Below are 24,578 nucleotides of genomic sequence, written 5' to 3'. Positions count from 1 at the left end.
GGGTGGTCACCGGAGCACTTGCCCTGGTGGCCACCCCTCTCGCGTCGGTGCGTCGGTGCGTCAGCGGGTCAGTGCGCCGTCCAGCCGCCGTCCATGGCGATGGACGTGCCGGTGACGTAACCGCTGTCCGGCGCGCAGAGCCAGAGCGCGGCGCGCGCCACCTCGTCCGGCTCGATCAGCCGCTTGATCGCGGTGCGCTCCAGCATCACCCGCTCGACCACCTGCTCGGCGGGGATCCCGTGCGCGAGCGCCTGGTCGGCGATCTGCCGCTCCACCAGCGGCGTGCGGACGTAGGCCGGGTTGATGCAGTTGCTGGTCACGCCGTGCGCCGCACCCTCCAGCGCGACCACCTTGCTCATCCCCTCCAGCCCGTGCTTCGCGGTCACATAGGCGACCTTGTACGGGCTGGCCCGCAGGCCGTGCACCGAGGAGATGTTGACCACCCGGCCCCAGCCCCGCCGGTACATGTGCGGCAGCGTGCGGCGCAGGATCCGGAACGGCGCCTCGACCATCACCCGCTGGATCAGCGCGAACCGGTCCGGCGGGAACTCGTGCACGGGGGCGACGTGTTGCAGGCCGGCGTTGTTGACCACGATGTCGGCGTCGGCCGGCAGCGCATCGACCGCCGCCGGGTCGGACAGGTCCACCACGTGCGCGGTGCCGCCGGTCAGCTCGGCGACGGCGGCGGCCGGCCCGGCCGCCAGGTCGACCACGTGCACCCGGGCTCCGGCCGCCGCGAAGGCGAGCGCGCAGGCCCGTCCGATGCCGCTCGCCGCGCCGGTCACCAGCGCGGTGCGGCCGGCCAGGAATCCGTCGGGGGTCGTCTCGGAAGGCTCATGGGAAGGCTCGTCAGAAGGCTCAGCTGTCCGCTCCATGCCCGCCACGGTAGGCACCGGACGCGCCGGGCCCTATGGCACCCGGGCCCACAGCGCGGCCGGCCCCCGTGTGCCCGGGCACCACCAGTCAGGCCACCACCAGTTCAGGCGGTCAGCTCCCGCTCCAGCGGCGTCCGGAACCGCGGCGTCACCCGGACCTCGCCGAGCCACCCGGCCAGCCGCTGCGCCTGCACCGCCACCGCCGCCTCCACCGCGGCGCGCTCGCGACTGCCCAGCCCGTCGAACAGCCGCCACACCACCTCGCCGTCCGCCCGCTGCGCCCAGCCGCCGACCACCCGGCCGTTCCACCAGAGCGTCGGCCCGGCGTTGCCGGCCCGGTCGAAGAGCGCGGGGACGTCCTCCGGGCGCAGGTACCAGTCCCGCCCGCGCCAGCCCATGGTGCTCGGGTCCAGTGCGGGCAGCAGCGCGGCCCACGGCTCGGGTTCGGGCACCGGGTCGAGGTCCTCGGGCAGCGCGACCCCCGGCCCGGCCGTCAGCCGGACCTCGACCGCCGCGACGTCGGCGAGCGCCTTGCGGACGTCCCCGAGCGTCCACCCGGTCCACCACTTGACGTCCTCGACCGTGGCCGGCCCGAACCGCGCCAGCCAGCGCCGCACCAGCTCCGCCTTCGCCTCGCGCACCGGCACCTCGGGCCACTGCGCCACCGGCGCCCACGGGTAGCTGCTGCTCAGCCAGGAGCCGAGCGGGCGGCAGCGGCGGACGTGGCCGTCCGAGGCGAGCAGCCGCAGCAGCCGGCTGCCCACGCTCTGCCGGGCCGCGTACGGCTTGTCCGGCGACATCAGCATGGTTTCCCGCAAGGCCGGTACGTCCTGCGCGAGTTGCGCGGTGGTCGCCTCGCCGCGGGCGGCCAGCGCGGCCAGCACCTCGCGCTCGGTCGCGGCGAGCCGGGCCTCGTCCCAGCTGCCGGGCTGCTCGGCGTTCTCGGTCAGGTGCTTCAGCAGGGCGCGCCGCTCCTTGACCGCGATCGCCCGCGCGCTCGACGAACTGACGTACGGCGCGGTCGAGTCGGTGACCGCGAAGATCGTGCGCCGCATCGAGAGCAGCTTCACCAGCGTGACGTCCTGGTACAGCGCCCGCTCGACCTCCGCGGCCGAGGGCCGGGCGAGCCGGGCGCAGGCGCTGAGGTAGACCGTCGCGGCGTCGGTCGCGTGCAGGCCGACCAAGGCGTCCGCGACCTGCTCCACCCGCTCGGCCCGGGCGGCGGGCACCAGCAGGTGCCGCTGCCCGAGCCGGGCGCGGCGCTGCTCGTCACTGATGAAGGGAATGGCTGGGGAGCGCGCTGTCATGGCCGGGAGCGTAGCGGGGGTGTAGGCCGGAATCCGACCTACACCCCCGCTGACACCACCTCGGCCCGCTCAGCCCGCCTCGGCCCGCCAGACGAACCAGGTCCCCGCGCCGTAGCTGCTGTCCGCCTTGACCTTGGCGATCAGCTTGTACCCCTTGCCCGCCGTCAGGTCCCCGTCGATCTGCCGGTCCAGCCCGGCGGTCGGGCCGTACCGCAGCACCACCAGGTCGAAGTACCGGTCCGCGATCGCCGCCTGGTACGCCGGGACGCCGGTGAAGTGCTGGCCCTTCTTGTTCGTGTACTCGAAGTAGTACGTCCCCGACCACTGGTACGGCTGCACCAGGTCGCGCAGGTAGTAGCGCGGGACCTCGGACTCCTCCGCCAGGTAGCGCCCGGTGGTCGGGCGGACCTGGGTGCGCAGCACCTGGACCAGCGGCGTGCTGTCCGGCCACTGCCGGAACAGGTCCGCGGACTGCTGGATGCCCAGGCCCGCGATCACCAGGCAGATGCCGAGCGCCAGCACCAGCCGGCGCGGGTCGTTCAGCCGGGCGCCGAGCAGCCGGGAGAGCGCGTACCCGGCCATCGGCGCCGCGAAGAACAGGCCGTAGCCGACGTGCTTGTGCAGCGAGGTGAGCGTGTGCAGGTGGATCTGGTACGCCGGTGCGAGCAGCGCGGTGCCGGTGAGCAGCAGGCCGAGCAGCAGCCGCCCGCGCCGCCCGCCGCCGCGCTTGCCGGTCCAGCCGTGGTGCGCCCGCACCAGCAGCACCGCGCCGGCGATCGCGAGCAGGAAGACCGCGCCGCCGTACTCGGCCGAGAAGCGCACCAGCACCCCGGTCGGGTCGGTGCCCTCGGCCCGCGCGGTCGTGGTGGCCTGCACGCCGACGATGAAGGCGTGCCCGGCCGCGCGCAGCAGCCCGTACCCGCAGGCGATCGCGGTGACCACGGCGAGCAGACCGCGCAACAGCGCCCGCCAGCGGCCGCGTTCGGGCAGCGCGGCCAGCACCACCAGGACCACCACGGTCGGTACGTACAGCGCCGCCGCGTACTTGGTCAGCGCGGCCAGCACCAGCGGCGGGCCGACCAGCGCCGCGGTCCACTTCGGCAGGCTGGCCGTGCGCACCGCGGTCCAGGAGGCGAGCGCGAGCAGGCAGAGCGCCATCGCGTCGTACGTGGCGAGCCGGCCCAGGAAGAGCGTCGGGCCGGTCACCGCGAAGACGGCCGCCGCCAGCAGCGCCGTCGGGCGGCCGAACAGCCGCTTCGTCAGCCCGTGCAGCATCAGCGTGGTGCAGAGCATGAAGAAGAGGCTCAGCGCCCGGGCGCCGTCCAGGCCGCCGAGCCTGTCGGCCGCGGCGCCCAGCACCGGGTAGAGGAACGGCGCACCGGAGAAGTAGGCCGAGTAGTTGTCGAAGGTCGGCGTTCCGTGCAGCAGGAAGTCGGTCTCCCGGTGCCCGGCGTACAGGTACAGCGACTCGTCCTGGAACGCGCTGTTGTTCAGCCGCCAGCTGAGCGCGCCCTGCAGTACCAGCAGGCAGATCAGCGGGCCGCGGGCCCGGACGGCCGGCCAGTACTCGTACGCCCGGGCCTTCAGCTGCGCGCCCCAGCGCTCGTCCCGGTAGATCCCGGGGTCGGCCGACTCGGCGGTGAGGCCGCCGGCGGGGGAGAGGACGTCGGTCATCTCAGTTCACCTCTCCGTTCGAGCCGGCACCGGCGTTGCCGGCGAGCCCGCGCAGCAGCCGGCTGACCGCGGCGGCGGTCTGCGGGTCGTCGGAGAGCGACCACGGGCGGGCCGCGCTGGTCGGCGGGTCGGCCTCCGGGCCGGTCTCCTGGTAGACGACGCCGGCCACGTCGGTGCGCGCCGCCACCGCCTTGCCCAGCCGGTCGATCCAGGCGGCCCGCTCGGCCGGGTCGCCGGCCGTGGCGACCGCGACCAGCAGCGGCTTGCCCGGGTGCGCGGCCGCCGCGCCGGCCAGCGCGGCGGCCGGATCGGTCCAGGTGGTGTGCGGGTACTCGAAGAGCGTCACGGCCACCGCGTCCACGCCGCCGGCCGGCGGCGTGTAGGCCTGGTCGCGCGCGGGGTCGGCCGGGCCCCAGACCAGCGCGGCGTTGGTTGCCCCGGCCTGGCGCAGGATCTGCCGGATCCGGGCCCAGGCCGGCGCCACGTCCTGCGGGATGCCGCCGTTCGCGACCGCCGAGCTGGCCGCGTAGTTGCGGTCCGCCTCGGGCAGCACGGTCAGGTAGAGCGGCTTGCCGTACGCGGCGATCTGCTGCGCCCAGCGGCGCAGCGGGCCGTCGTCCACGCCGTTCGTCACGGCGGTCAGTGAGGAGTCCAGCCCGGCCGCGCCGTGGTGCGCGAGCGACAGGGTCAGCCACGGGACGCCACCGCCCGCAGCCACCCGCTCGGCCCAGCCGGTGTCGAACTGCGCCTCGATCTCGTCGGTGCGCCCGCGCAGCCCGAAGCCGGTGCCCAGCAACTGCTGTGCGGCGAAGGTCTGACTGTCCGTCATCGAACTCACGCCGCCCAGCGGCCGGCCGGACCGGACGGCCGGCGGCGGACCGCCGACCGGGGTGACGGCCCCGCCGGCCGCCGAGACGGTGAAGGTCACCGCGCCGGCCCCGAGTGCGCAGGCCAGCGCCGCGGCCGGCGCGAACCGCCGCACGCCGCTGCGCTGTTGCCTGCGCTCGCGGACCGGGCGCAGGCGCCGGTCCGGCTCCTCGCCGCGCACCACGCGCACCGCGCCCGCCTCCGGCGCCGCGGCGGCGGCCGCCTTGACGTCCTGGCGGACCAGCGAGAGGTGTACGCAGATCAGCACGCACAGGTAGGCCAGCCAGAAGGCGGCCAGGTAGTAGGCGGGTTCGCGGTGCAGGGTGACCGCGAGGACCAGCGAGACGAAGCAGGCCACCAGCGAGACCAGGTGCCAGCGGGCGGTGCGCCAGGGCGAGTTGGTGGTGCGCTGCTTGGGTGTGATGGTGAACCGGCCGCGGTTGCCCGTGACCGTCATCCAGGTGGCCTTGAGCAGCGCCGGGAAGGAGCCGAAGCCGACCACGATGCTGCGCCAGCTGGTGGTCCGCCAGGCGGCGTGCGCGAAGGCCACCGTGGCCAGCAGGTAGTACGGCACGAAGTGCTGGAGGAACTGCCCGAGCGTCGCACCCTTCACGCCGGTCGCGCCGGTCACCAGGTAGACCACCGGGGCGATCAGGAAGACCAGGTCCCGGACGCCGGCCAGGTAGTGGGTCATCGCCAGGCCGTACTGGAACCGCTGCTGGGCGCTCAGCCCGCCGCGCCGCGGCAGCAGCACGTCGCGCCAGTGGCTGCCGATCACCGAGAGCGTGCCGCGGGCCCAGCGCTCCTGCTGCTTGAGGTAGGAGGGCAGGTCGACCGGGCCGAGCCCGACCGCGAGCACCTCGGGCAGGTAGACGCTGCGCCAGCGCGGGGCGAGCCGGATCGAGGCGGCGAAGTCCTCGGTGACCGAGTCGGTCGGCAGGCCGCCGATCTCGTCCAGCGCGCTGGCCCGCAGTACCACGTTGGTGCCGCAGATGAAGGCGGAGTTGTAGTTGGCCTTGCCGGGGCAGAGCAGCCGGTAGAAGAGCGACTGCTGGTCGTCGGCCCAGCGGGCGACCGGGTTCTCCCGGTTGCCGTAGAACTGGCCGGACTGCACCCAGCCGACCCGCGAGTCCGCCAGCGGCGCGAGGGTGGCCAGCAGGAACTCCTCGCGCGGGATCTGGTCGGCGTCGAAGACGACCAGCAGGGCGTCCCCGGTCGCGCCGAGCAGCTGGCGGGCGTTCTCGATGTTGCCGGCCTTGGCGCCACCGCCGACCTCGCGGGTGATGCAGAGCACGTCGAGCTTCTCGCAGAGCGCGATGATCTCGTCGCTGCACGCGGCGCCGGCCACCCCACCGTCGTTGCAGACGACGATGGTGATCCGGGCGTGCGGGAACTCGGCCAGGTAGGCGTCGCGGGCGGCCCGGATGCCGTCCAGCGTCTCGCCGACGATCTCGGCGCCCTCGTCCACGGTCGGCACGAAGACGTAGACCGGCTGCCGGGACGGGTCGAGGTCCTGCCGGGCGGGCTCGGCCCGGCGCGGCCAGACGGTGACGTGCAGGCCCACCGTGTGGACGGCGGCGTGCAGTTCGGCGAGGAAGAGTGGCAGGCCGAGGTACCAGCCCGACCAGGAGAGCACCGACAGGCGCCAGGCCAGGTAGTCGACGGCACTGACGTAGACGGCCAGTGCCAGCGCGATCGTGCGCAGCGCCTGGCCGTGCCAGCCGCCGACCCAGGCGATGCCGACGCCGAGCAGCAGGGTGGCCAGCGGCAGCAGTGGTCCGGGCTGGTACCAGGCGATGCCGGCCGCGCAGATCGCGACGGCGGCGCGCCCGGCCCAGAGTGCGAAGCGGCCGGGCTCGGTGTGGCCGGCCGAGGTCTGGGCGGTTTCGTAGGAACCGCGGCGGTTCGGTGGAGTGCCGGGAGTCCGCGGCGGTCCGAGCAGGGCGGTCACCGAGCCGACCCCCAGTTCAGGTTCTCGTTCGGAATCCCGTCGTTGCAGTGTCGTTCGCGCGCAGCGCAGCGCGGCGGTGCTGTCCGCACAGCCCGTCCCCCCCGAGCGCCCCCGGGCGCTCGTGCTGATCTTCATTTCCCCTGACGACCATCCTGCTATCTGATGGCCCTGTTGAGCGCGTCAATCCGGATAACGTCACGTCGAATTAACGCTGTGCTTGTTCGGGCTCCCGCTGTGGTGTAGGGAGCCCGAACAAGCGATCCGCCTGAATGGCGAAGGATCTGACCGAGTGTCAGCCTCCGTAACTGACGGTGGGCGTGCTCACCACGTGGTTGTCGCTGAGCCCGCCGGCGCCGCCGGTGAAACCGACCAGCACCTTGGGCGGCAGCGTGACCGCGGTGTCCATGATCTTGTTCCCGTCCATCAGTACCACCAGGTGGCCGGCCGCCGTGACCGTGACGTCCACCGCGTGGGTCGCCCCGCGCAGGGTCGGGATCGCGGTGGTCGAGCTGAGGGTGGTCAGCGACGTGTTGGCCGCCGAAGTGGTACCGATCGACGCGAAGTTGTACGAGTTGACGCCGCCGCCCGGGTAGGTCTGGAAGCCCAGGTAGGTGGCCGGCAGGCCGCCGACGCCCAGCGAGCCGCCGGTGCCGCCGACCGACTTGGCGTTCGCCCCGGCCGGGTCGAGCAGCGCCAGCGCGAGCCCGTCGGCGCCGGACGTGCCGGCCCCGCCGATCTGCTCGTTGAAGGTCACGTGCAGGCCGCTGGACGGCACCGCGGTGCCGTTGATCAGCGAACCGGCCGAGAACTTCTGGCCGTCCGCCGTCAGCGTCGCGGTGCTGCCCGCCAGCACGGTCGTTCCGTTCGCCGTCCAGCTCGGGTCGGCCAGCGCCGGCAGCGAGCTGATGGCGGGCTGACCGGCCGTGATGGAGACGTTGCGGACGATGTGGTTGTCGTCGCTGCCGCCGTTGGCCCCGGTGAACCCTACCAGCACGCTCGGCGGCAACTGGACCGCCTGGTCGAGCACTTGGGTGCCGTCCAGCTTGACCACCAGGTGCCCGGCCGCGGTGTAGTCGACGGTCACGTTGTGCGTGGTGGCACGCAGTGACGGGATCGACGTGTTGGAGCTGCTGTACGTCAGGTCAGGACCGGACCCGGCGGTCGAGGTCGCGACGCCGATGAAGTTGCCCGAGTTCAGCGTGCTGTTCCAGCTGGTGGAGAAGCCGATCGCGGTGCCGGGCAGTCCGGCGAAGCCGAGGCCGCTGCCGGGGGTGCCGAGCGCGGTGGTCGGGTCGGCCGCCGTCGGGTCCAGCAGGCCGAAGGCCAGGCCGTTGCCGCCGGTGCCGCCGTCCAGCTCGGTGGTGAAGGTGGCGTGCAGGCCGCTGCTGGGAACGGCCGTGCCGTAGAAGGAGGATCCGGCGCCGTAGCCGCCGCCGGCCTTGGTCAGCACCAGGTCGGAGCCGTTCAGCGCGGCCGTCCCGTTCCGGTCCCAGGACGGGTCGGTCGGGGCCGGCAGCGTCGAGCCGCCGGTCGCGACCGGGGCCCCGGTGCCGGTCAGCGGCATCGTGGTGGTGCCGCCGGTGGTGGTCACCGAGAGGCTCCCGGTCTGGGTGCCCGCGGTGACCGGTGCGAAGGTGACCGGGATCTGCACGCTGGCACCCGCCGCGAGGGTGGTGCCGGTGGCCGGCATGGTCGCGCTGAACGGGGCGGTGGCCGTGGTGACGGCGCTGATCCCGGTCGGCGCGGTGCCGGTGTTGGTCAGCTGGACGGTCAGGTTCTTGGTGGTGCCGGTGGGCACCGAACCGAAGACCAGCGAGGTGGGCGCGGCCGTCAGCGCCGGGCCGGTGGCCTGGCCGCCGCTGCTGATCGAGACCGCGCTGACGGTGTGCGCGTCCGCGCTGGAGCCGGTGCCCGCGGTGAAGCCGGCGTAGGCCGAGGTGGGCAGCGTGGGCGTGGTGTCCAGGTACTGCGTGCCGTCCACGCCGACCGTCAGGTGGCCGCCGGAGACCTGCACGGACACCTGGTGGGTGCCGGTGCGCAGCGAGGTCGGCAGCTTGGCGGTGGCCAGGTAGGTCAGGTTGTCCGCGCCGCTGTTGGGGCCCTGGGCCACCGCGACGAAGTTGCCCGAGCCGGCCTGACCGTTCCACGAGGTGACCAGGTCGACCGAGACGCCCGGCAGACCGGAGAAGCCGAGGCCGCCGCCGGTCGCGCCGACCGCCGAGGCAGTGGTCTTGGTCGGGTCCAGCAGGCTGAAGCTCAGCCCGTCACCGCCGGTGCCCGGGCCGAGCTGGGCGGTGAAGTTCGCCTTCAGCCCGTCGGTCGGCACCGGGTTGACGAAGAACGCCGAGCCGGCCTGCTGCTGGGTCTGCCCGGTCAGCTGGACGGTGCCCGAACCCGGCAGGGTGGCCGATCCGTTGGCCGTCCAGGTGCCGGTGGCCGGGGCCGGCAGCGCGCCGGTGCCGACACCGGTCAGCTGCTCGTACATCGCGCCCTGGCCGGCGTCGCCGGTCACCTCGTACGCGGAGTTCTCGGTGCCCGGCTGGGTCGGGGTGAAGGTGACGCTCTGGTGGACCGTCTGGTCGGGACCGATCACCAGGCCCTCGGCGAGCGGGTTGGTGCTGGTGAAGTCGTCGTTCGGCGCCTTCGCCTTGGAGACCGTGACCGGCACGTTGCCGGTGTTGGTGATGTCGAAGGAGGAGGTGGCCGAGCTGCCCAGCGGCACGTTGCCGAACGACACCGTCGGCGGGCTGAAGGTCAGGTGCCCGGCGCCGGCCACCGCGGTGCCGCTGATCGGGATGGTCAGCGTGCCGGAGGTGCTGGTCACGGTGATCTGGTCGCTGTTGGTGCCGCCGGCCGTCGGCGCGTACGTCACGGTCGCGACGAACGAGCCGCCCGGCGCGATCGAGGTGCCGTTGGCCGGCATGCCGGCCACGCTGAACGGCGCCGCCGGGGTGGTGCTGGAGCCGATCACCTCGGGCGCGGTGCCGGTGTTGGTGACCTGCACGTTGAAGGTCGCCGAAGTGCCGGCCGGCTGCTCGGCGAAGCCGACCGTGGTCGGCGCCGCCGCCAGGCCCGGCTTGGTGCCGACGCCGTGCAGGCTCAGCAGGAAGCTGCCGGTCGAGGTCTGCACGGTCAGCGTCCCGGTGGTCGCCCCGGCCGCGGTCGGCGTGAAGGAGACCGGCACCGAGAGCTGCTGGCCGGCGGTCAGGCTGACCGGCAGGGTGGGCGCGGTGGCGCCGAACGGCGCGCCGGCGCTGATCCCGGTCACCGTCGCGTTGCCGCTCGCGGTGAGGGCGGCGGTCGCGGTGCCGGTGCTGCCGACGGCGACCGAGCCGAAGTCCACCGGCTGGCCGTTCAGCACGGTCTGGGCCGGCCGGCCGTAGCCGATCAGGTTGCCGTCCCGGGTGCCGACGTAGAGCCGGTTGCCGTCGGTCGCCGGGACGGCGAACTTCACGGCGTTGCCGATCGGCGCGGAGTAGATCTGCTGGAGCACGCCGTTGGCGTCCGGCACGGCGTTGTAGCCGCGCAGCGTCGCGTTGGCGCCGCTCGGGCCGCTCGACCAGACCACCCAGACCACGGCGCTGCCGGAGGTGGAGCCGTCCGAGGTGACCACCGGCGAGCCGCTGGTGTAGTTGAAGGTGTCCTTGCTGGTGCCGGCGAGCGTGAGCGCGGGCAGGCCGGCGCCGGTCACGCCGGACTTCAGCGCGCGCAGCGGCCCGCCGTTGCCGACCAGGTAGACGTAGCCGCCGTCGCCGCCCCAGACCGCGGGGTGGCCCCACTGGCCCTGGTAGGGGCCGGTGACGCTGAGCGCCGCGTCGGTCCCGCCGGGGCCCTGGGAGCGGCCGCCGAGGCTGTCGCGGTCCAGCACGAAGACCCGGCCGTCCTTGCCCTGCTGCACCATCAGGTGCGGGTGAGCGGGCGTGCCGAAGCTGTCCGGCAGGCCCATCGGGCCGCCGGAGGCGAAGTCGGTGTCGTTCTGGTCCAGCGTCGGGGCGTTCGAGGGGGCGAAGAAGTCCGCGGTGGAGAGGCTCTGGTCGGCGTTCACCTGGAGCCGGACCACGGACTCGGAGAGCGTGCCCTGCGGCGTGGTGCCGGGGCCGGGGGCCGGGCTGATGCCGTTGCCGGTCGTGACGAAGATCCGCCCCGGGCCGTCCGACATCAGACCGCCGCCGGCCTGCCAGATGCCGCCGCCGTCGTTGCTCGCGCCGGTCTCGGAGGACCACATCGAGGAGACCGAGGCGGTCGTGGTGCTGACTCCGACGACGTAGCCGCGGTACGGGCCGAAGTCGCAGTGCGAGCCGAAGCCCGCGTAGACCACGCCGTTCATCAGCAGCAGCCCGGGGCGCTGCATCTCGCGGTACGGGTCGAACGCCCGGCTCGGGTCGGCCGGCGGCGCGCCCTGGATGGTGACCGGCCAGCCCGGACGCTCGGCACCGGTGGCCGGGTTGAGCGCGTGCATGTACCAGTGCGGGTGCTGGAGGTCGGGGCCGTCGTTGACCTTGGTGGTCAGGTAGACGGCGTTGCTCGCCGGGTCGTAGACCGCGGTCGAGGTGGAGCCGACGTTGGGCGCCAGGTCACCGCAGTTGATCGCGGAGGACGGCCAGGTCGGGCCGAGGTTGTCGGTCCACTTGATCGCGCCGGTGACCGGGTCGAGCCCGTAGACCTTGTCGTTCTCGGTGTTGGCGATCAGCGTGCCGTTCACCGACAGCGGCTGGGCGTATACCTGCCCGTCCAGCTGTGTGTTGAAGAGCTGTCCGAAGTCCGAGGACTGCACGGAGGACGGGCTCAGGCCCGGTTCGTGACTGTCCCAGCCGGTCCGCAGTGTGTCCGTGTCCACGGTCACCACGTCGGCGTGCGCCTTGCCGGCCATCGCGCTCATCGGCGCTGCCGCCAGCACGAGGGCGAGTACGGCCGCCCAACCCCTGCCTCTCGCCGCCCGTATCCGGGCATGCGTGACTATCCCCACTCTGGCAACCCCTGGCCCCCTGCCCGGTACGCACCGGGCCTCCCGCCGTGAACATGATCTGATGGTGCGAGGGCGCGGGTAGCACCTCACGGCAGGTCAGATTAGCTGCTTTCCATATGGCTTATGGAAGAGTGTGGGTAATCGGTGGATTGCGTCCGCATTTCGGAGCGCACTCCCGTGGCGCGCGCTCCCGAGGTGGGGGAGAGCGTATCCGAGTGAGCTGAGCGCTTCCTGGGTGAGCCGGGCGTGCGTCGGTGATGCGTCAGTGATTTGTCAGTGGTCCATCATTCGGAGCATGGCCAATCCGCCGGTTCGCAGGAAGCGCACCGACAGCGCGCCTGCCAGTAGCAGGAACACGATGTTCAGCCAGGTCGTGTAGTTCCAGGTGACGCCTTCCATCGGGATCCTGGCCGCCGCCTGACTCGGGATCAGCCCGAGCGCGCCGAACAGGAGCTCGACCACGTAACCCGCCCCGGCCATCGCGAGGTAGCAGGTTACCAAGAGGAAGAGCGCCATCCGCTTGCCATAGTACTTTCGATAGATGTTCAGAATCGGCAGGATCAGCAGATCCGCGAAGATGAACGCGATCACCCCGCCGAAGCTGATCCCGCCCTGCCGGAGCACCACGGCGAGCGGCACGTTGCCGATCGAGCAGACGAACGAGAGCAGCGCGACCAGCGGGCCGATCAGCGGTCCCCAGAGCTTGGCGGCAAGCGGGTGGCCGGCGAAGAAGAAGGCGTGCCAGAACGCGTCCGGCACCCAGGCCGCGATCGCGCCGGCGATCAGCAGCCCGAGCACCACGTCGCGCAGGATCGCGGCCCACTCCATCACGAAGACGTGCGAGGTCGCGGTGTAGCCCTCGGCGGAGAGCAGCCGGCGCCGGAACGAGCCCGCGCGCCGCACCGACATGTCCATCGCGGCGTGCCCCTCCATCGATCCGGGCACGCCGCGCTCGGCCTGCTCGCGCGCCTCGCGCAGCAGCGGCTCCCGCAGGAACCGCCGGAACAGCAGCGCGAGCAGCAGGATCATCACCGGCCCGCCGACGAACTCGGCGAGCGTGAACTGCCAGCCCAGCAGCAGCGCCAGGATCACACCGAGCTCGATCACCAGGTTGGTGGAGGCGATCTCGAAGGCCATCGCGGCGGTGAAGTCCGCGCCCTTGCGGAACAGTGAGCGCGCGAGCGCCACGGCCGCGTACGAACAGGACGAGGACGCCGCGCCGAGCAGCGCGGCGACGCCGAGCGTGCGCGGCCGGTCGTCGCCGAGCAGCCGGACGACGGTCGGTTTGCGCACCACGGCCTGCACGACCGCGGAGAGCGCGAAGCCCAGGATCAGCGCCCAGGTGATCTCCCAGGCCATCGCGCCGGTGATGGACAGAGCGTGCAGGATCGCGTGCGTGATCGGGTGCATCAGTGCGGTCGTACCTCCAGGTACCCCTGTGCGGGGACCGGCCGGCAGCCGAGTTCACCGCCGAAGAGGCGGCGCAGGAAGAGTGGCGTCTGGTGGTAGCAGAAGACCGACTCCGGCACGCCCGCGATCCCCGGCGTGTCCAGGAAGAGCGGCAGTTCGCCGAGCAGGTAGCGGCTCGCGGTGGCACGCTGCCCGGCGCTCGGTGCCGTCCCCGGTGGCAGCCGGCGCTCCAGCACCCAGTCGGCCGCCGCCAGGCAGGCCGCGCGGAAGGCCGGCTCGGCCTGGTAGCGCTGCTGCACCTGGGCGAGCAGCATGCGGTACCGCTCGTTGCCCGCGAGCGCCGAACCGTTGAGCACCAGCCGGCCGGGGTCCGGCACACCCAGCGCGGCGAGGGCGGCGGTCACCTTGTTGCACATGTGCTGGCCCTGCCGGCGGGCCTTCCAGGCAGCCCGGTCGGGCGGGTAGCCGATCGCCTCCAGGGTGTGCGCGGCGAGCGTGTCCGGGATGAAGAAGTGCACCTCGGTGAAGGAGTTCACCGCCCAGTGGGCCAGCTCGGCGATCCGCTGGGCGTGGTAGTAGCCGTTGAACGGGCTGATGCCGACGCAGGCGTGCGCCCGGCGGGCGGCGAGCTGGGCGCAGCGGGTGGTCAGGGGAGTGGTCAGCGGGGCGCTGAGCGGGTTTGTGGGAGTGAGGGTGCGGGCGTGCGAGGGTGCGAGGTCGATGGACATGGCGGTGCTCCGGTGCGAGAGGGCGTGCGCGGGCTCGGTCGGGGCGGGGCCTGACGACAGGCCCTGTGCTCAGGTCCGGCTGACGCAGAGGTCGAGCAGCCTCGCCTGCCCCGAGTGCCGCGTCGGCGGAGCGCCGTGGGCCGGGCGGGCGGCGCCGGGGCCGGCCGGGGACGGTGCCTCGTCCTCGGCCGGCCCGGCGGGAACGGGCGCGGCGGGCGGTGGTCCGCTCCGGCCGGCGCCTCCGGTGGACAGACGCAGCGGCGGCTGCTCGGCGTCGAGGCAGCAGTCGTCGGCGGCGGCGCAGTGGGCCACCGCGGGTGCGGGCTCTGCCGCTGCTTCACCCATCGCCATGGCGGCCGTCGCAGTGGGCACCGTGCCGCTCCGGGCCTCGGCCTGCGCCCGCGCGCACTGCGGCGGCAGCGCGAGCAGCACCAGCAGCACCGCGAACAGCGCGGTGACGCTCCAGTGCCGGGCGCGGCCGGCAGGGCGGGCGGGGCGGACGGGACGGGCCATGGTGACCAACGACGTTACCCGCCGACCCGGCGAAGCGCGCGAGCCCTCACCCGTTCAGGTGAGGGCTCGCGCGTCGTACCGGACGGGCGTTCTGACGGCGGGTCGGATCAGGAGCGGACCAGCCGGGCTATCGCCTCGTTGGCCTCCTGGAGCTTGGCCGCCGCCTCGGGCCCGCCCTGGGCGACCGCCTCGCGCACGCAGCCGGCCAGGTGCTGGTCGAGCAGCTGGAGCGCGAAGGACTGCAGGGCCCGGGTGGTGGCCGAGACCTGGGTCAGCACGTCGATGCAGTAGGTGTCCTGCTCGACCATCCGCTGCAGCCCGCGCACCTGGCCCTCGATCCGGCGCAGCCGCTTGAGCACGTCGTCCTGCTGCTTGCCGTAGCCGGTCATGGCTTGCCTCCGAGCCCGTGGATGCGACGGTGGCCCCGCCCTCGCGCGGTGCTCCGCTGCAACGAGGACCGGGCCACCGGTATTCCCCCTGGGGGTATGCGCCGGGTGTTACGCCGGGCCGGCCAGCTCGTAGCCCGCCTCGTCGATCGCGGCGGCGACCGCGTCGTGGGCCAGTGGCACGCTGCTGGCCACGGTGACCCGGCCGCCGGCCAGGTCGACCTGCACCTCGCTGACGCCGGCCAGCTTGGTCAGCTCGGCGGTGACCGCGCTGACGCAGTGGCCGCAGGTCATGCCGTCCACCTGGTAGGTCGTCTCGGTCATGGTGGGGCTCCTCATCATCGTTTCGGTGTCTTCGGTGGGATCGGTGTGATCGGTATTCGGTGTGATCATCGGTTACGGCTGTGCGGTGAAGCCGCGCAGTCGCAGGCTGTTGGAGACCACGAAGACCGAGGAGAGCGCCATGGCGGCTCCCGCGATCATCGGGTTGAGCAGTCCGGCCGCCGCCAGCGGCAGCGCGGCCACGTTGTAGGCGAAGGCCCAGAACAGGTTGCCCTTGATGGTGGCCAGGGTGCGCCGGGCGAGCCGGATCGCGTCCGCCGCCACCCGCAGGTCGCCGCGGACCAGCGTCAGGTCGGCCGCCTCGATCGCCGCGTCGGTGCCGGTGCCCATCGCGAGCCCGAGGTCGGCCTGGGCCAGCGCGGCCGCGTCGTTGACGCCGTCGCCGACCATCGCCACCCGCCGTCCCTCGGCCTGGAGCCGGCGGACCACCTCGGCCTTCTGCTCGGGCAGCACCTCGGCGATCACGTCCTCGGGCGCGATGCCGACCTCGGCGGCCACCGAGCGCGCCACCGCGGCGTTGTCCCCGGTGAGCAGGACCGGGCGCAGGCCCAGCGCACGCAGCCGGCCGACCGCCTCCGCCGAGCCCTCCTTGACCGTGTCCGCGACCACCAGCACGCCGCGCGCCGCGCCGTCCCAGCCGACCACGACGGCCGTCCGCCCGGCCTGCTCGGCCGCGGCCTTGGCGGCCGCCAGCTCGGCGGTCAGTGGCTGCTGCCAGTCGGTCAGCAGCCGCTCGCGCCCGACCAGCACGGCCGTCGTGCCGGTGTCGGTGCCCGTGTCGCTGTCGCTGCTGGTGTCGGCCACCAGACCCTGGACGCCGAGTCCGGGCAGGTTCTCGAAGCCCTCGACGGCCGGCAGCGGGCCCACCCGCTCGGCGGCGGCGAGCGCGATCGCGCGGGCGATCGGGTGTTCGGAGGCGTGCTCCAGGGCCCCGGCCAGGCGCAGCAGCCGCTCGGGCGACACGCCCGCCGCCGGGTGCACCCCGACCAGTGCCATCCGGCCGCTGGTCACGGTGCCGGTCTTGTCCAGCACCACGGTGTCGATCCCGTGCGCCGACTCCAGCACCTCCGGGCCCTTGATCAGGATCCCCAGCTGCGCGCCGCGCCCGGTGCCGACCATCAGCGCGGTCGGGGTGGCCAGGCCGAGTGCGCACGGGCAGGCGATGATCAGCACGGCGACGGCCGCGGTGAACGCCTCGCCCGCGTCGCCGGTGGCCAGCAGCCAGCCCGCCAGCGTGCCGAGCGCGAGCAGGATGACCACCGGCACGAAGATCCCGGAGATCCGGTCGGCCAGCCGCTGGACCTGTGCCTTGCCGTTCTGCGCCTCCTCGACCAGCCGGGCGATCCGGGCCAGCTGGGTGTCCGCGCCGACCCGGGTCGCGCGCACCAGCAGCCGTCCGCCGGCGTTCACCGTCGCGCCCGCCACCGGGTCGCCCGGACCGACCTCGACCGGGATGGACTCGCCGGTCAGCATGCTCGCGTCCACCGCCGAGGTGCCCTCGGTGACCACGCCGTCGGTGGCCACCTGCTCGCCGGGCCGGACCACGAACAGCTCGCCGACGGTCAGCTCGCCGATCACGATCCGCTGCTCGCGGCCGTCCCGCAGCACCGAGACCTCCTTCGAGCCGAGGTCCAGCAGCGCGCGCAGCGCGGCGCCGGCCCGGCGCTTGGAGCGCTGCTCGAAGTAGCGGCCGGCCAGGATGAAGCTGGTGACGCCGGCGGCGGCCTCCAGGTAGATCTCGCCCGCGCCGTCGGTGCGGCCGACGGTCAGCTCGAACGGGTGGGTCATCCCGGGGATCCCGGCGGTGCCGAAGAAGAGCGCGTACAGCGACCAGCCGAGCGCGGCGAGCGTGCCGACCGAGATCAGCGTGTCCATGGTGGCCGCGCCGTGCCGCAGGTTGGTCCAGGCGGCCCGGTGGAACGGCCAGGCGCCGTACGCGACCACGGGCGCGGCGAGGGTGAGCGAGAGCCACTGCCAGTTGGTGAACTGCAGCGCCGGCACCATGGCGAGCAGCACGACCGGCAGTGACAGCACGGCGGAGATCAGCAGGCGCTGCCGGAGCTCGTCGCTCGCCGCGCCCTCGGCGCCGGTGCCCGCCTCGGGGGCGTCCGGCGCGGGCACCGGGGGCAGCGGCAGCGTGGCGGTGTAGCCGGCCTTCTCGACCGCGGCGACCAGATCGTCCGGGGCGATCGCCGGGTCGTAGTGGACCCTGGCCTTCTCGGTGGCGTAGTTGACGGTGGCCTGCACGCCGTCCATCCGGTTCAGCCGCTTCTCGATCCGGGCGGCGCAGGAGGCGCAGGTCATCCCGCCGATCAGCAGCTCGATCTGCTCGCCACCGGGCGGGTCACCCACCGGGCGGGTCCGGTCCTGTGTTGCGGAGCTCATCGCTTCATCTCCCGTCGGGGTCCTCGGCTGAGCAGGCTCTTCATCTTCGCTTCATCCTCGGTGAAACCATACCCCCGTAGGGTATCAGGGGCAAGGAAGGCAAACCGTTGGCCGCGCTGTGCGGCCCCGGGCGATGATGGGCACATGTCTGTGTTCCGCTGCGCGAACTGCGGCGCGAAAGTCACCCACCCGGTCGAGGAAGTGCGGCAGACCGGTCGGCAGCAGAGGAGCGGAGCGTGAAGGTCCTTTCGGTGAACGTCGGCCGGCCCCGGCCGAACCCGTGGAAGGCGGCGCCGGGCGGCGGCGAGTCGCTGACCGGGATCGACAAGCGCCCGGTCGACGGGCCGGTGGCGGTCACGGCTCCCGGGCCCAAGGGAACGGGGGCGGTCGGGCTGGCCGGCGACCGGGTGTACGACCTGCGTCACCACGGCGGGGACGACCAGGCCGTGTACGCCTACGCCCGGGAGGACCTGGACGGCTGGCAGGGCGAGCTGGACCGCCCGCTCGCGAACGGCGTCTTCGGCGAGAACCTCACCACGCTCGGGGTGGACGTCAACGGCGCGCTGATCGGTGAGCGCTGGCGGATCGGGCCGCGGCTGCTGCTGGAGGTCTCCTGCCCGAGGATCCCCTGCTCGACGTTCCAGGGCTGGCTGGAGCAGACCGGCTGGAGCCGGCGCTTCACGGTGGCCGCCCTGCCGGGCGCATACCTGCGGGTGATCGAGCCGGGCGAGTTGCGGGCCGGCGATGCGGTGGAGATCGTGCACCGGCCCGCGCACGAGGTGACGATCGCGCTCACCTTCCGCGCACTGACCCTCGAATCCGAGCTGCTGCCGAGCCTGTCGGCGGCGGACGCGCTGCCGGCCGAGACCCACGAGCGCATCCGCCGCCGCACGGCGGACAGGTCCTAGAACGGCGGGCGGGCCGGGGCGGGGCCGAGGGTGGTGGTGCCCGGGGTGGCCTGGTGGCCGAGGCCGCGGCGGTAGGTGTCCAGGGCGTCTTCGGTGCGGCCGGTGCGGCGCAGCAGGTCGCCCAGCAGCCGGCACAGGTCGGCGAGGTCGGCGGCCGCGCCGGCCTGCTCCAGCACGGAGAGCGCGCTGCGGTAGTGGGATTCGGCGGCGTCGAGTTCGCCGCGCTCCTCGGCGATCAGGCCGAGCAGCCGGTGCGCCGCGCCCGCGTGGACGCCGGTGAGGCCCGGGCGCCGGGCGTCCAGCAGGTCGGCGAGCAGGCCGACGGCCTCCTCGGCGCGGCCGGCGCGGCGCAGGACGTCGGCCAGTTCGACGTCCACCTGATGCGTGTACAGGGTGGCCCGGCGTGCCGCGAGCAGGTCGCGGGCGGTGCGCAGTTCGGCCTCGGCCCGGACCAGGTCGCCCTCCTGGGCCCGCAGGTAGCCGCGCATCCAGTGGCAGTGCGCGAGTTCGCTGCCGATCTGCAGCTGCTGGTAGAGCTCCTGAGCCCGGGCCAGCGCGGCGTCCGCCTCGGCGGCGCGGCCCTCGGCGAGCAGCGTGCGGGCCACCCCGCGGTGCAGCCGGGCGACCAGTGCCGGATCGTCCACCCGGGGTGCCAGCGCCAGGGCGAGTTCGGCCGCCTGCGCGGCGCGGTGGTGCGCGCCCAGGTCCATGTACGGCGCGATCACCGCCGAGTAGAGCAGCAGCAGCGCGTTCGGATCCGGCAGCCCGGTCGCGTTGAGCTGGTCGATCGCGCTCTCCAGCAGGTAGCAGGAGTAGCGCAGGTCGCCCGCGAGCAGGTGGGCGACCGCCCGGCCGCGCAGCGCCGGCACCCGCTGCGGCAGTGGCTCGCCGGCCAGCAGCTCCTCGGCCGCGCTGAACCGGCTGATCGCCAGCTCGAGTTCGCCGGCCTCGGTGGCGCAGTCGCCGAGCCCGGTCAGCGCGGCCGCCTGCTCCAGCGGCAGCCCGTACCGCTCGGCGTCGGCGGCGAGTTCGGCGTACCGGGCGCGGGCGGTGGTCGGGTCGCCGTCGGCCAGCGCCTGGCGGGCCTCGGTCAGCCGTACCCGTAGCTCGGTGGCCAGGTGCGGCGGGCGCCCGGTGGTCAGCTGCTCGACCTCGATGCCCAGCCGTTCGGCGAGGAAGCGCAGCGCCGTCTCGGACGGGCGGACCTTGCCGGACTCCACCGTGGAGATGTACGCGGCGGTGTAGTCGGGGTGGGCCAGTGCCTTCTGGGTCAGGCCGCGTTCGGTCCGCAGCGCGAGCAGCCGGCGGCCGACCCCGGCCGGGTCCGCCTCGTCCGTCACCGTCTTCTTCGCCATCGGGTCGCGCTCCGTTCTGCGTGCGTCGCGCCCAGATTATTGCCGCGCGAGGTATTGCGTGGCCGGTGGCGACGGCGCTAGCTTAACCGCCAAGTTAAGTGAACTTATGTCAGCACTTAACTCCACGACTCGATCGCACGGCTCGACCCCCACCACCGGCACTGCAACGGAGCACCCCCATGCGCCTGGCACGGACGATCATCAGCGGCCTGACGGCTGCCACCGCGGTATTCGGCCTCTCGACCGCGGCCGTGGCCGCCACCCCGGCCGCACCCCTGCCGCCGCGTCCGCTGCCGGTCACCGCGCCGCCGCCCGGCGCAGCGGCGGCCCGCTCGCTGGCGGCCACCGCGGACGGCACCGGCCCGGTCTGCTGGTTCGGCGCCTGCTACGACTACGTGTCGGGCCGTCAGATCACCGACGCATCCGGCGCGACCGTGCGGATGCTGCAGGCCGACCCCGGGATCAAGCCCGGCGACACCGACTCGCACTCGCTCCAGGAGCTGGCCGTGCAGTCGACCGACCGCAAGTCCACCGTCGAGGTCGGCTGGACGGTCGACCTGGGCCTCAACGGCGACGTCCTGCCGCACCTGTTCGTCTACCACTGGGTGGACGGCGCCGAGAGCTGCTACAACGCCTGCGGCTTCGTCCAGGTGGACCGCACGGTGAAGCCCGGCATGGCGGTGCGGGCCGGCACCGCGGCCCGGTTCAGCATCCAGAACGTGGCCGGCGACTGGTGGATCTTCTACAACGAGCACGCCGTCGGCTACTTCCCCGGTTCGCTCTGGGCCGGCAACTACACCCGGACCCAGGTGGTCACGGCCTTCGGTGAGGTCGCCCACGCGACCGGCTCCACCTGCGAGGCGATGGGCGACGGGCGGTTCGGCTCGCAGCGCGGCTCGGGCTGGATCTCGGACTACCACCTGCTCGGGGCCACCGACCCGTCCAAGCTCACGGTGACCGCGACCAGCCCGGCGCTGTACGACGCGGGCGCGGTCCACGACACCTCGTTCCGCCTGGGCGGGCCGGGCAGCGGCAGCTGCTGACGCGCCACTCACGTCAACGGCGCGGTACGCACGCCAACAGCGCGGTACGTACGTCAACGGCCGCCGACATCACGCGATGTCGGCGGCCGTTGACGTGAGTACCGTGGGCAGCCCGGTCGGCTCCTGACAGCCGCCCCTGCCACCCGGATACTGCCGTCCTGGGAGCCTGTGCGGGATGCGCGGGTGAAGGGGGCGCGGGTGGAGGGGGCGAGTCGGCCGCAGGCACAGTGGGGTGGGCGCCCCTGCCGGATGCGCCCTGCCCACCGCCCCCGTTGGCTTCCCCCGTTTCCCGCGGCCGACCCGGCTCCAGGAAACCGGATCGGCGCCCCGGAATCGAATGATTCGATCAGCCTCGAACTGATGGCTCGAAGGGGGGAGACGTGCTGGTCATCGACATGGACGCCGGTGCGCTGGCCAACACCCGTTTCGTGATGTCGCCGCTGCACACCATGGTCGATCGGCTCTGCTCGCTGCGCCCGCGACCGCTGCCGGGGCGGCGCTCGCAGCGCGAACACGTCGGGCAGGTGATCCGGGAGAACGGGCTGACGCTGCTCGCGGCGCTGTTCCAGGGGCCCTGGGCGGGCCTCCCGGACTTCATGACCCCGCCGCCGGCGCGCTACCAGGAGGAGTTGCAGTCCGAACTGCACGCGGTGGCCACCGTGCCGGTCGAACGGCTGCGGGCGGAGATCGAGTCGCTGCTCGACGGCTGCCCCGCCGCTGGACCGGACGGCGGGCCGTCGGCCGGGCCGTCCGGTGGGCCCTGGGCGCGGGCGCTGGTGGAGGCGCTGGACCGGGGCGAGCGGGAGCTGGCCGAGCAGCTGGCCGCCGAACTGGCGCGGCTGTGGGACGCGTTGATGGCGCAGCAGTGGGCGATGCTGCGGGCCAGGATGGAGGCGGACATCGCGTGCCGCGCGCACGCCATCGCGCGGCACGGGATGGCGGGGATGATCGCCGAGCTGCACCCGCGGATCATGTGGAGCGACGACCAGGTCCGGCTGCTGAGCGATCGCCGGGACAGCATCGCGGGGACCACCGCGCTGGTGCTGACGCCGTCGCTCTACCAGTCCGACGTGCACCTGCGACTGGACCCGGTCCCGGGCGAGGAGCCGCGCCGGCCGATGTTCTGCTACCCGGCGCTGCCCGGTCCGGATCCGGAGGCGAGCCGCTCGCCCGCCGCGCCCGCCCAGGAACTGCTCGGCGCGACCCGGGCGATGCTGCTCGCGGACCTGGACGCGCCGCGGAGCACCGGCGAGCTGGCCGACCGGCACTTCCTGGCGAACAGCACCGTCTCGCACCACCTGGGGATCCTGCACCGGGCCGGGCTGATCACCAAGCGGCGGACCAGCCGCCGGGTGCTGTACGAGCAGACGGACCGGGCGGCCGGCGTGCTCTGAGCGGTGAGGCCGGGCGGCACGGCTGCCGCGCCGCCCGGCTTGCGGCGACTACGCCTGCGGGTAGCCGTACACCGACTCCCAGTTCTTCAGCACCTTCTCGCCCACCTCGGTGGGCCAGGCGTGCTGCAGGTCGCCCTTGACCGGGCGGTGCTCCTTCGGGAACCGGTCGGCGAGCAGGCAGTTGTAGACCACCTTGCCGGCCGAGTAGGTGTGCTGCTCCTGCTCGGAGAGGTAGACCGAGAGCGCGGCCGTCGGCTTCGCGGGGAAGATCACCTCGCCGTGCTCGGGGTGGGTGCGGGTCGCGAACGCCCAGACGATCTCGTTGACGTCGGTGATGTCGATGTCGTCCTCGACCACCAGCACCTTCGGCACGCCGAAGCCGGCCTTGCCCTCGAAGACCACCTCGCCGATCCTGCGGCACAGTTCGCCCGAGTGACAGGCGTCGACCGTGCTGAGGTCCATGCCGTCGGCCCAGTCCGGCTTGACCGAGATGATCAGCCAGTGCAGCGCCGACTCGAAGGAGAACCAGGCCGAAGCGGCCGGCAGGCCGGCCTCGCGCAGCTGGTAGAGGATCTCGGCGGCGTGCATGGTGCCGATGCCGGTGTGGTTCTCCTCGACCGGCGGGCCGGCCGCGACGACCGGCAGGATCGCGCCGTCCCGGTAGGTCACGGCGCTCACCTTGAAGTGCGCCTTCGGCGTCGCCTGGTACGCCCGGTAGCCGGGGTACTCGTCCATCGGGCCCTCGGACACCGTCTCGTTGTAGACGATGTGGCCCTCGATGACGATCTCCGCGGTGGCCGGCACCATGAGGTCGACCGTCTCGGCCGGGACGACCTCCAGGCCTTCGCCGAAGTACGCGCCGAGGAAGTGGCTCTCGTCGTCGCCCTCCGGCAGCGGCATGCCGCCGACGTACGGCAGCGCCGGCTCGACGCCGAGCGCGAGCACGATCGGCATCGACTGGCCGAGCGCCGACCACTTGTCGCGGATGATGCCCAGGTGCTGCGGGCCGGGGATCAGACAGGCCAGGCTGTCCTTGTCGGAGATCATCATCCGGTTGACCGACCAGTTGGTCCAGGACCCGTCCGGCGTCTTGACGATGTTCATGCCGAAGGTCTGGATGTACCGGCCGCCGTCGTTGCCGTGGATCAGCGGCGTCGGGAACGTGAACAGGTCGATCTCGTCACCGATTTGGATGTTCTGCTTGCACGGTGCCTGGTCGGCGGCGACGACCACCGGCGCGATGCCGGGGCGCGAGCGCGCGTCGGCCACCGCGTCCATGATCTCCTGGCCGGTCGCGGTGGCCGGCAGGCCGAGCGCGAGCGAGATCCGGGCGAGCGGGTGGCTGGGGCCGGAGACGCCGCCCGGCGCGCCGAGCACCCGCAGGCCGGTGCCCTCGTAGCCGGTGATCGTGTTGAAGAGCGGCGCCGGTGCCTTGAGGTCGTAGGAGCGGCGGATGACCGCGCCGATCTCCAGCTTCCAGTCCACCTCGGCGTCGATCTCCTGGACCTCGCCGATCGTGGCCAGTTCCTCGATGAACTCGCGCAGACTGCGCAGATGCTTCATGGGGGTCCCTTGTCTGAGGAGTCGGATGACTGAGTGCTCGAATGACGGAGCGCTCGAAATGACTGAGTGCTCGAATGACTGAGCGCTCGAAATGACTGAGAGCTCGGGTTTCGTGAGAACTCGGACGCCGGGGAGGCCGGTTCAGCGAGGCGTTATTCGCCCCAGCGGGGTAGCTCTGGCACCTCGATGCCGAGCAGGTCGAGCGCGCGTCCGGCGGTGTGGTCGATGATCTCCTCGACCGTGCCGGGGCGCAGATAGAAGGCGGGCACCGGGGGCATGATGATGCCGCCCATCTCGGTGACCGCGGTCATCGAACGCAGGTGGCCCAGGGTCAGCGGGGTCTCCCGGACCATCAGGACCAGCCGTCGGCGCTCCTTGAGCGTCACGTCGGCCGCGCGGGTGAGCAGGTTGTCCCCGCCGGCGTGCGCGATGGCGGAGAGGGTGCGGATCGAGCAGGGCGCCACGATCATGCCGTCGGTCCGGAACGAGCCGGAGGCGATCGCGGCGCCGATGTCGGCCGGCCGGTAGCTGACGTCGGCGAGTTCGGCCAGCTCGCGGGCGCCGAGCTCGGTCTCGTACGCCCGGGTCTGCTGCCCGGCCGGGGTGACGACCAGGTGCGTCTCCACGCCGGCCTTCCGGGCCAGCTCCAACACCCGTATGCCGTAAGCGATCCCGGTTGCTCCGCTGATCCCCACCACCAGCCGGCGCGGGCGCCGCCCCAGCGATTCGTCGGGGGCGCCGGTGGCCACGATCACGAACTACTCCTCGTCGGCAGGTACCTGAACCAGAAAATGACAGGTCGTCAATTGTATTGCCGGTAAAGCCGGGACCGAACCGGTGACCAGGATCACGCGGCTGTTCTCCGGACCCCCTGACACGCGTTCGTGTGCCGACGACCAAGGGTGCACCGC

At 73.1% G+C, this 24,578-nt stretch carries 17 protein-coding genes; 3 read left to right on the top strand and 14 right to left on the bottom strand.

What is annotated here, in order from left to right; translation table 11 throughout:
- Positions 1–68: 68 nt before the first annotated feature.
- The 11 genes from AC060L_RS09525 to AC060L_RS09475 form a co-directional block, all read right to left on the bottom strand.
- Positions 69–875 carry a 3-hydroxybutyrate dehydrogenase gene (locus AC060L_RS09525; protein WP_483798162.1) on the bottom strand — a complete coding sequence of 269 codons (807 nt, stop codon included), beginning with the start codon at positions 873–875 and terminating at the stop codon, positions 69–71.
- A gap of 104 nt (positions 876–979) precedes the next feature.
- The gene (locus AC060L_RS09520) at positions 980–2,182 is read right to left on the bottom strand and encodes a winged helix DNA-binding domain-containing protein (protein ID WP_483798161.1); all 1,203 of its coding nucleotides are present in this window, start codon (positions 2,180–2,182) and stop codon (positions 980–982) included.
- A gap of 69 nt (positions 2,183–2,251) precedes the next feature.
- Entirely contained in the window at positions 2,252–3,856 is a 1,605-nt protein-coding gene (locus AC060L_RS09515) for a glycosyltransferase family 39 protein (RefSeq protein ID WP_483798160.1), read from the bottom strand.
- Between the two features lies 1 nt (position 3,857).
- Complete coding sequence (locus AC060L_RS09510) at positions 3,858–6,674, bottom strand: glycosyltransferase family 2 protein (RefSeq protein ID WP_483798159.1); 2,817 nt, start codon at positions 6,672–6,674, stop codon at positions 3,858–3,860.
- Positions 6,675–6,966: 292 nt separating this feature from the next.
- Positions 6,967–11,571: a beta strand repeat-containing protein gene (locus AC060L_RS09505; protein WP_483798158.1), complete on the bottom strand. Its 4,605-nt coding sequence runs from the start codon at positions 11,569–11,571 to the stop codon at positions 6,967–6,969.
- Positions 11,572–11,913: 342 nt separating this feature from the next.
- A complete protein-coding gene (locus AC060L_RS09500; RefSeq protein WP_483798157.1) occupies positions 11,914–13,050 on the bottom strand; it encodes a permease in 1,137 nt (378 codons plus the stop codon).
- Entirely contained in the window at positions 13,050–13,778 is a 729-nt protein-coding gene (locus tag AC060L_RS09495) for a tRNA-dependent cyclodipeptide synthase (protein ID WP_483798156.1), read from the bottom strand. Before AC060L_RS09495 ends, AC060L_RS09500 begins: the two co-directional genes overlap by 1 nt.
- Positions 13,779–13,847: 69 nt before the next feature.
- Positions 13,848–14,291 (bottom strand): hypothetical protein, encoded by a 444-nt coding sequence (locus tag AC060L_RS09490; protein WP_483798155.1) that lies wholly within the window; start codon positions 14,289–14,291, stop codon positions 13,848–13,850.
- 107 nt (positions 14,292–14,398) lie between these two features.
- Positions 14,399–14,680, bottom strand: coding sequence for a metal-sensitive transcriptional regulator (locus AC060L_RS09485; protein WP_483798154.1), 282 nt, complete (start codon positions 14,678–14,680; stop codon positions 14,399–14,401).
- A gap of 108 nt (positions 14,681–14,788) precedes the next feature.
- Entirely contained in the window at positions 14,789–15,001 is a 213-nt protein-coding gene (locus AC060L_RS09480; RefSeq protein WP_483798153.1) for a heavy-metal-associated domain-containing protein, read from the bottom strand.
- Between the two features lie 72 nt (positions 15,002–15,073).
- Positions 15,074–17,404: a heavy metal translocating P-type ATPase gene (locus AC060L_RS09475; protein ID WP_483798152.1), complete on the bottom strand. Its 2,331-nt coding sequence runs from the start codon at positions 17,402–17,404 to the stop codon at positions 15,074–15,076.
- 236 nt (positions 17,405–17,640) lie between these two features.
- Here AC060L_RS09475 and AC060L_RS09470 point away from each other — a divergent pair, with 236 nt between their 5' ends.
- Positions 17,641–18,312, top strand: coding sequence for an MOSC domain-containing protein (locus AC060L_RS09470; RefSeq protein WP_483798151.1), 672 nt, complete (start codon positions 17,641–17,643; stop codon positions 18,310–18,312).
- On the opposite strand, the gene AC060L_RS09465 is transcribed toward AC060L_RS09470, so the two are convergent.
- Positions 18,309–19,667, bottom strand: a complete 1,359-nt coding sequence (locus tag AC060L_RS09465) for a helix-turn-helix domain-containing protein (RefSeq protein WP_483798150.1) — start codon at positions 19,665–19,667, stop codon at positions 18,309–18,311. The genes AC060L_RS09470 and AC060L_RS09465 overlap by 4 nt on opposite strands.
- A 179-nt stretch (positions 19,668–19,846) precedes the next feature.
- Between AC060L_RS09465 and AC060L_RS09460 the strand changes: the two genes are divergently transcribed.
- Entirely contained in the window at positions 19,847–20,710 is an 864-nt protein-coding gene (locus AC060L_RS09460; protein ID WP_483798149.1) for a neprosin family prolyl endopeptidase, read from the top strand.
- A 380-nt stretch (positions 20,711–21,090) separates the two neighbouring features.
- Entirely contained in the window at positions 21,091–22,104 is a 1,014-nt protein-coding gene (locus AC060L_RS09455; RefSeq protein WP_483798148.1) for an ArsR/SmtB family transcription factor, read from the top strand.
- A gap of 48 nt (positions 22,105–22,152) precedes the next feature.
- Here AC060L_RS09455 and AC060L_RS09450 read toward each other — a convergent pair whose 3' ends face one another.
- Entirely contained in the window at positions 22,153–23,667 is a 1,515-nt protein-coding gene (locus AC060L_RS09450) for a UbiD family decarboxylase (protein WP_483798147.1), read from the bottom strand.
- A 152-nt stretch (positions 23,668–23,819) separates the two neighbouring features.
- The gene (locus tag AC060L_RS09445; protein ID WP_483798146.1) at positions 23,820–24,422 is read right to left on the bottom strand and encodes a UbiX family flavin prenyltransferase; all 603 of its coding nucleotides are present in this window, start codon (positions 24,420–24,422) and stop codon (positions 23,820–23,822) included.
- Positions 24,423–24,578 lie beyond the last annotated feature (156 nt).

Source organism: Kitasatospora sp. NEAU-69 (assembly GCF_057158765.1).
This window is presented reverse-complemented; position numbering and strand designations above follow the sequence as displayed.

Coding starts and splice junctions, on each gene's coding strand:
- AC060L_RS09525 (WP_483798162.1), bottom strand. CDS start 875: ATGGAGCGGACAGCTGAGCCTTCTGACGAGCCTTCCCATGAGCCTTCC.
- AC060L_RS09520 (WP_483798161.1), bottom strand. CDS start 2,182: ATGACAGCGCGCTCCCCAGCCATTCCCTTCATCAGTGACGAGCAGCGC.
- AC060L_RS09515 (WP_483798160.1), bottom strand. CDS start 3,856: ATGACCGACGTCCTCTCCCCCGCCGGCGGCCTCACCGCCGAGTCGGCC.
- AC060L_RS09500 (WP_483798157.1), bottom strand. CDS start 13,050: ATGCACCCGATCACGCACGCGATCCTGCACGCTCTGTCCATCACCGGC.
- AC060L_RS09495 (WP_483798156.1), bottom strand. CDS start 13,778: ATGTCCATCGACCTCGCACCCTCGCACGCCCGCACCCTCACTCCCACA.
- AC060L_RS09490 (WP_483798155.1), bottom strand. CDS start 14,291: ATGGCCCGTCCCGTCCGCCCCGCCCGCCCTGCCGGCCGCGCCCGGCAC.
- AC060L_RS09485 (WP_483798154.1), bottom strand. CDS start 14,680: ATGACCGGCTACGGCAAGCAGCAGGACGACGTGCTCAAGCGGCTGCGC.
- AC060L_RS09480 (WP_483798153.1), bottom strand. CDS start 15,001: ATGACCGAGACGACCTACCAGGTGGACGGCATGACCTGCGGCCACTGC.
- AC060L_RS09475 (WP_483798152.1), bottom strand. CDS start 17,404: ATGAGCTCCGCAACACAGGACCGGACCCGCCCGGTGGGTGACCCGCCC.
- AC060L_RS09465 (WP_483798150.1), bottom strand. CDS start 19,667: ATGGCGAAGAAGACGGTGACGGACGAGGCGGACCCGGCCGGGGTCGGC.
- AC060L_RS09460 (WP_483798149.1), top strand. CDS start 19,847: ATGCGCCTGGCACGGACGATCATCAGCGGCCTGACGGCTGCCACCGCG.
- AC060L_RS09450 (WP_483798147.1), bottom strand. CDS start 23,667: ATGAAGCATCTGCGCAGTCTGCGCGAGTTCATCGAGGAACTGGCCACG.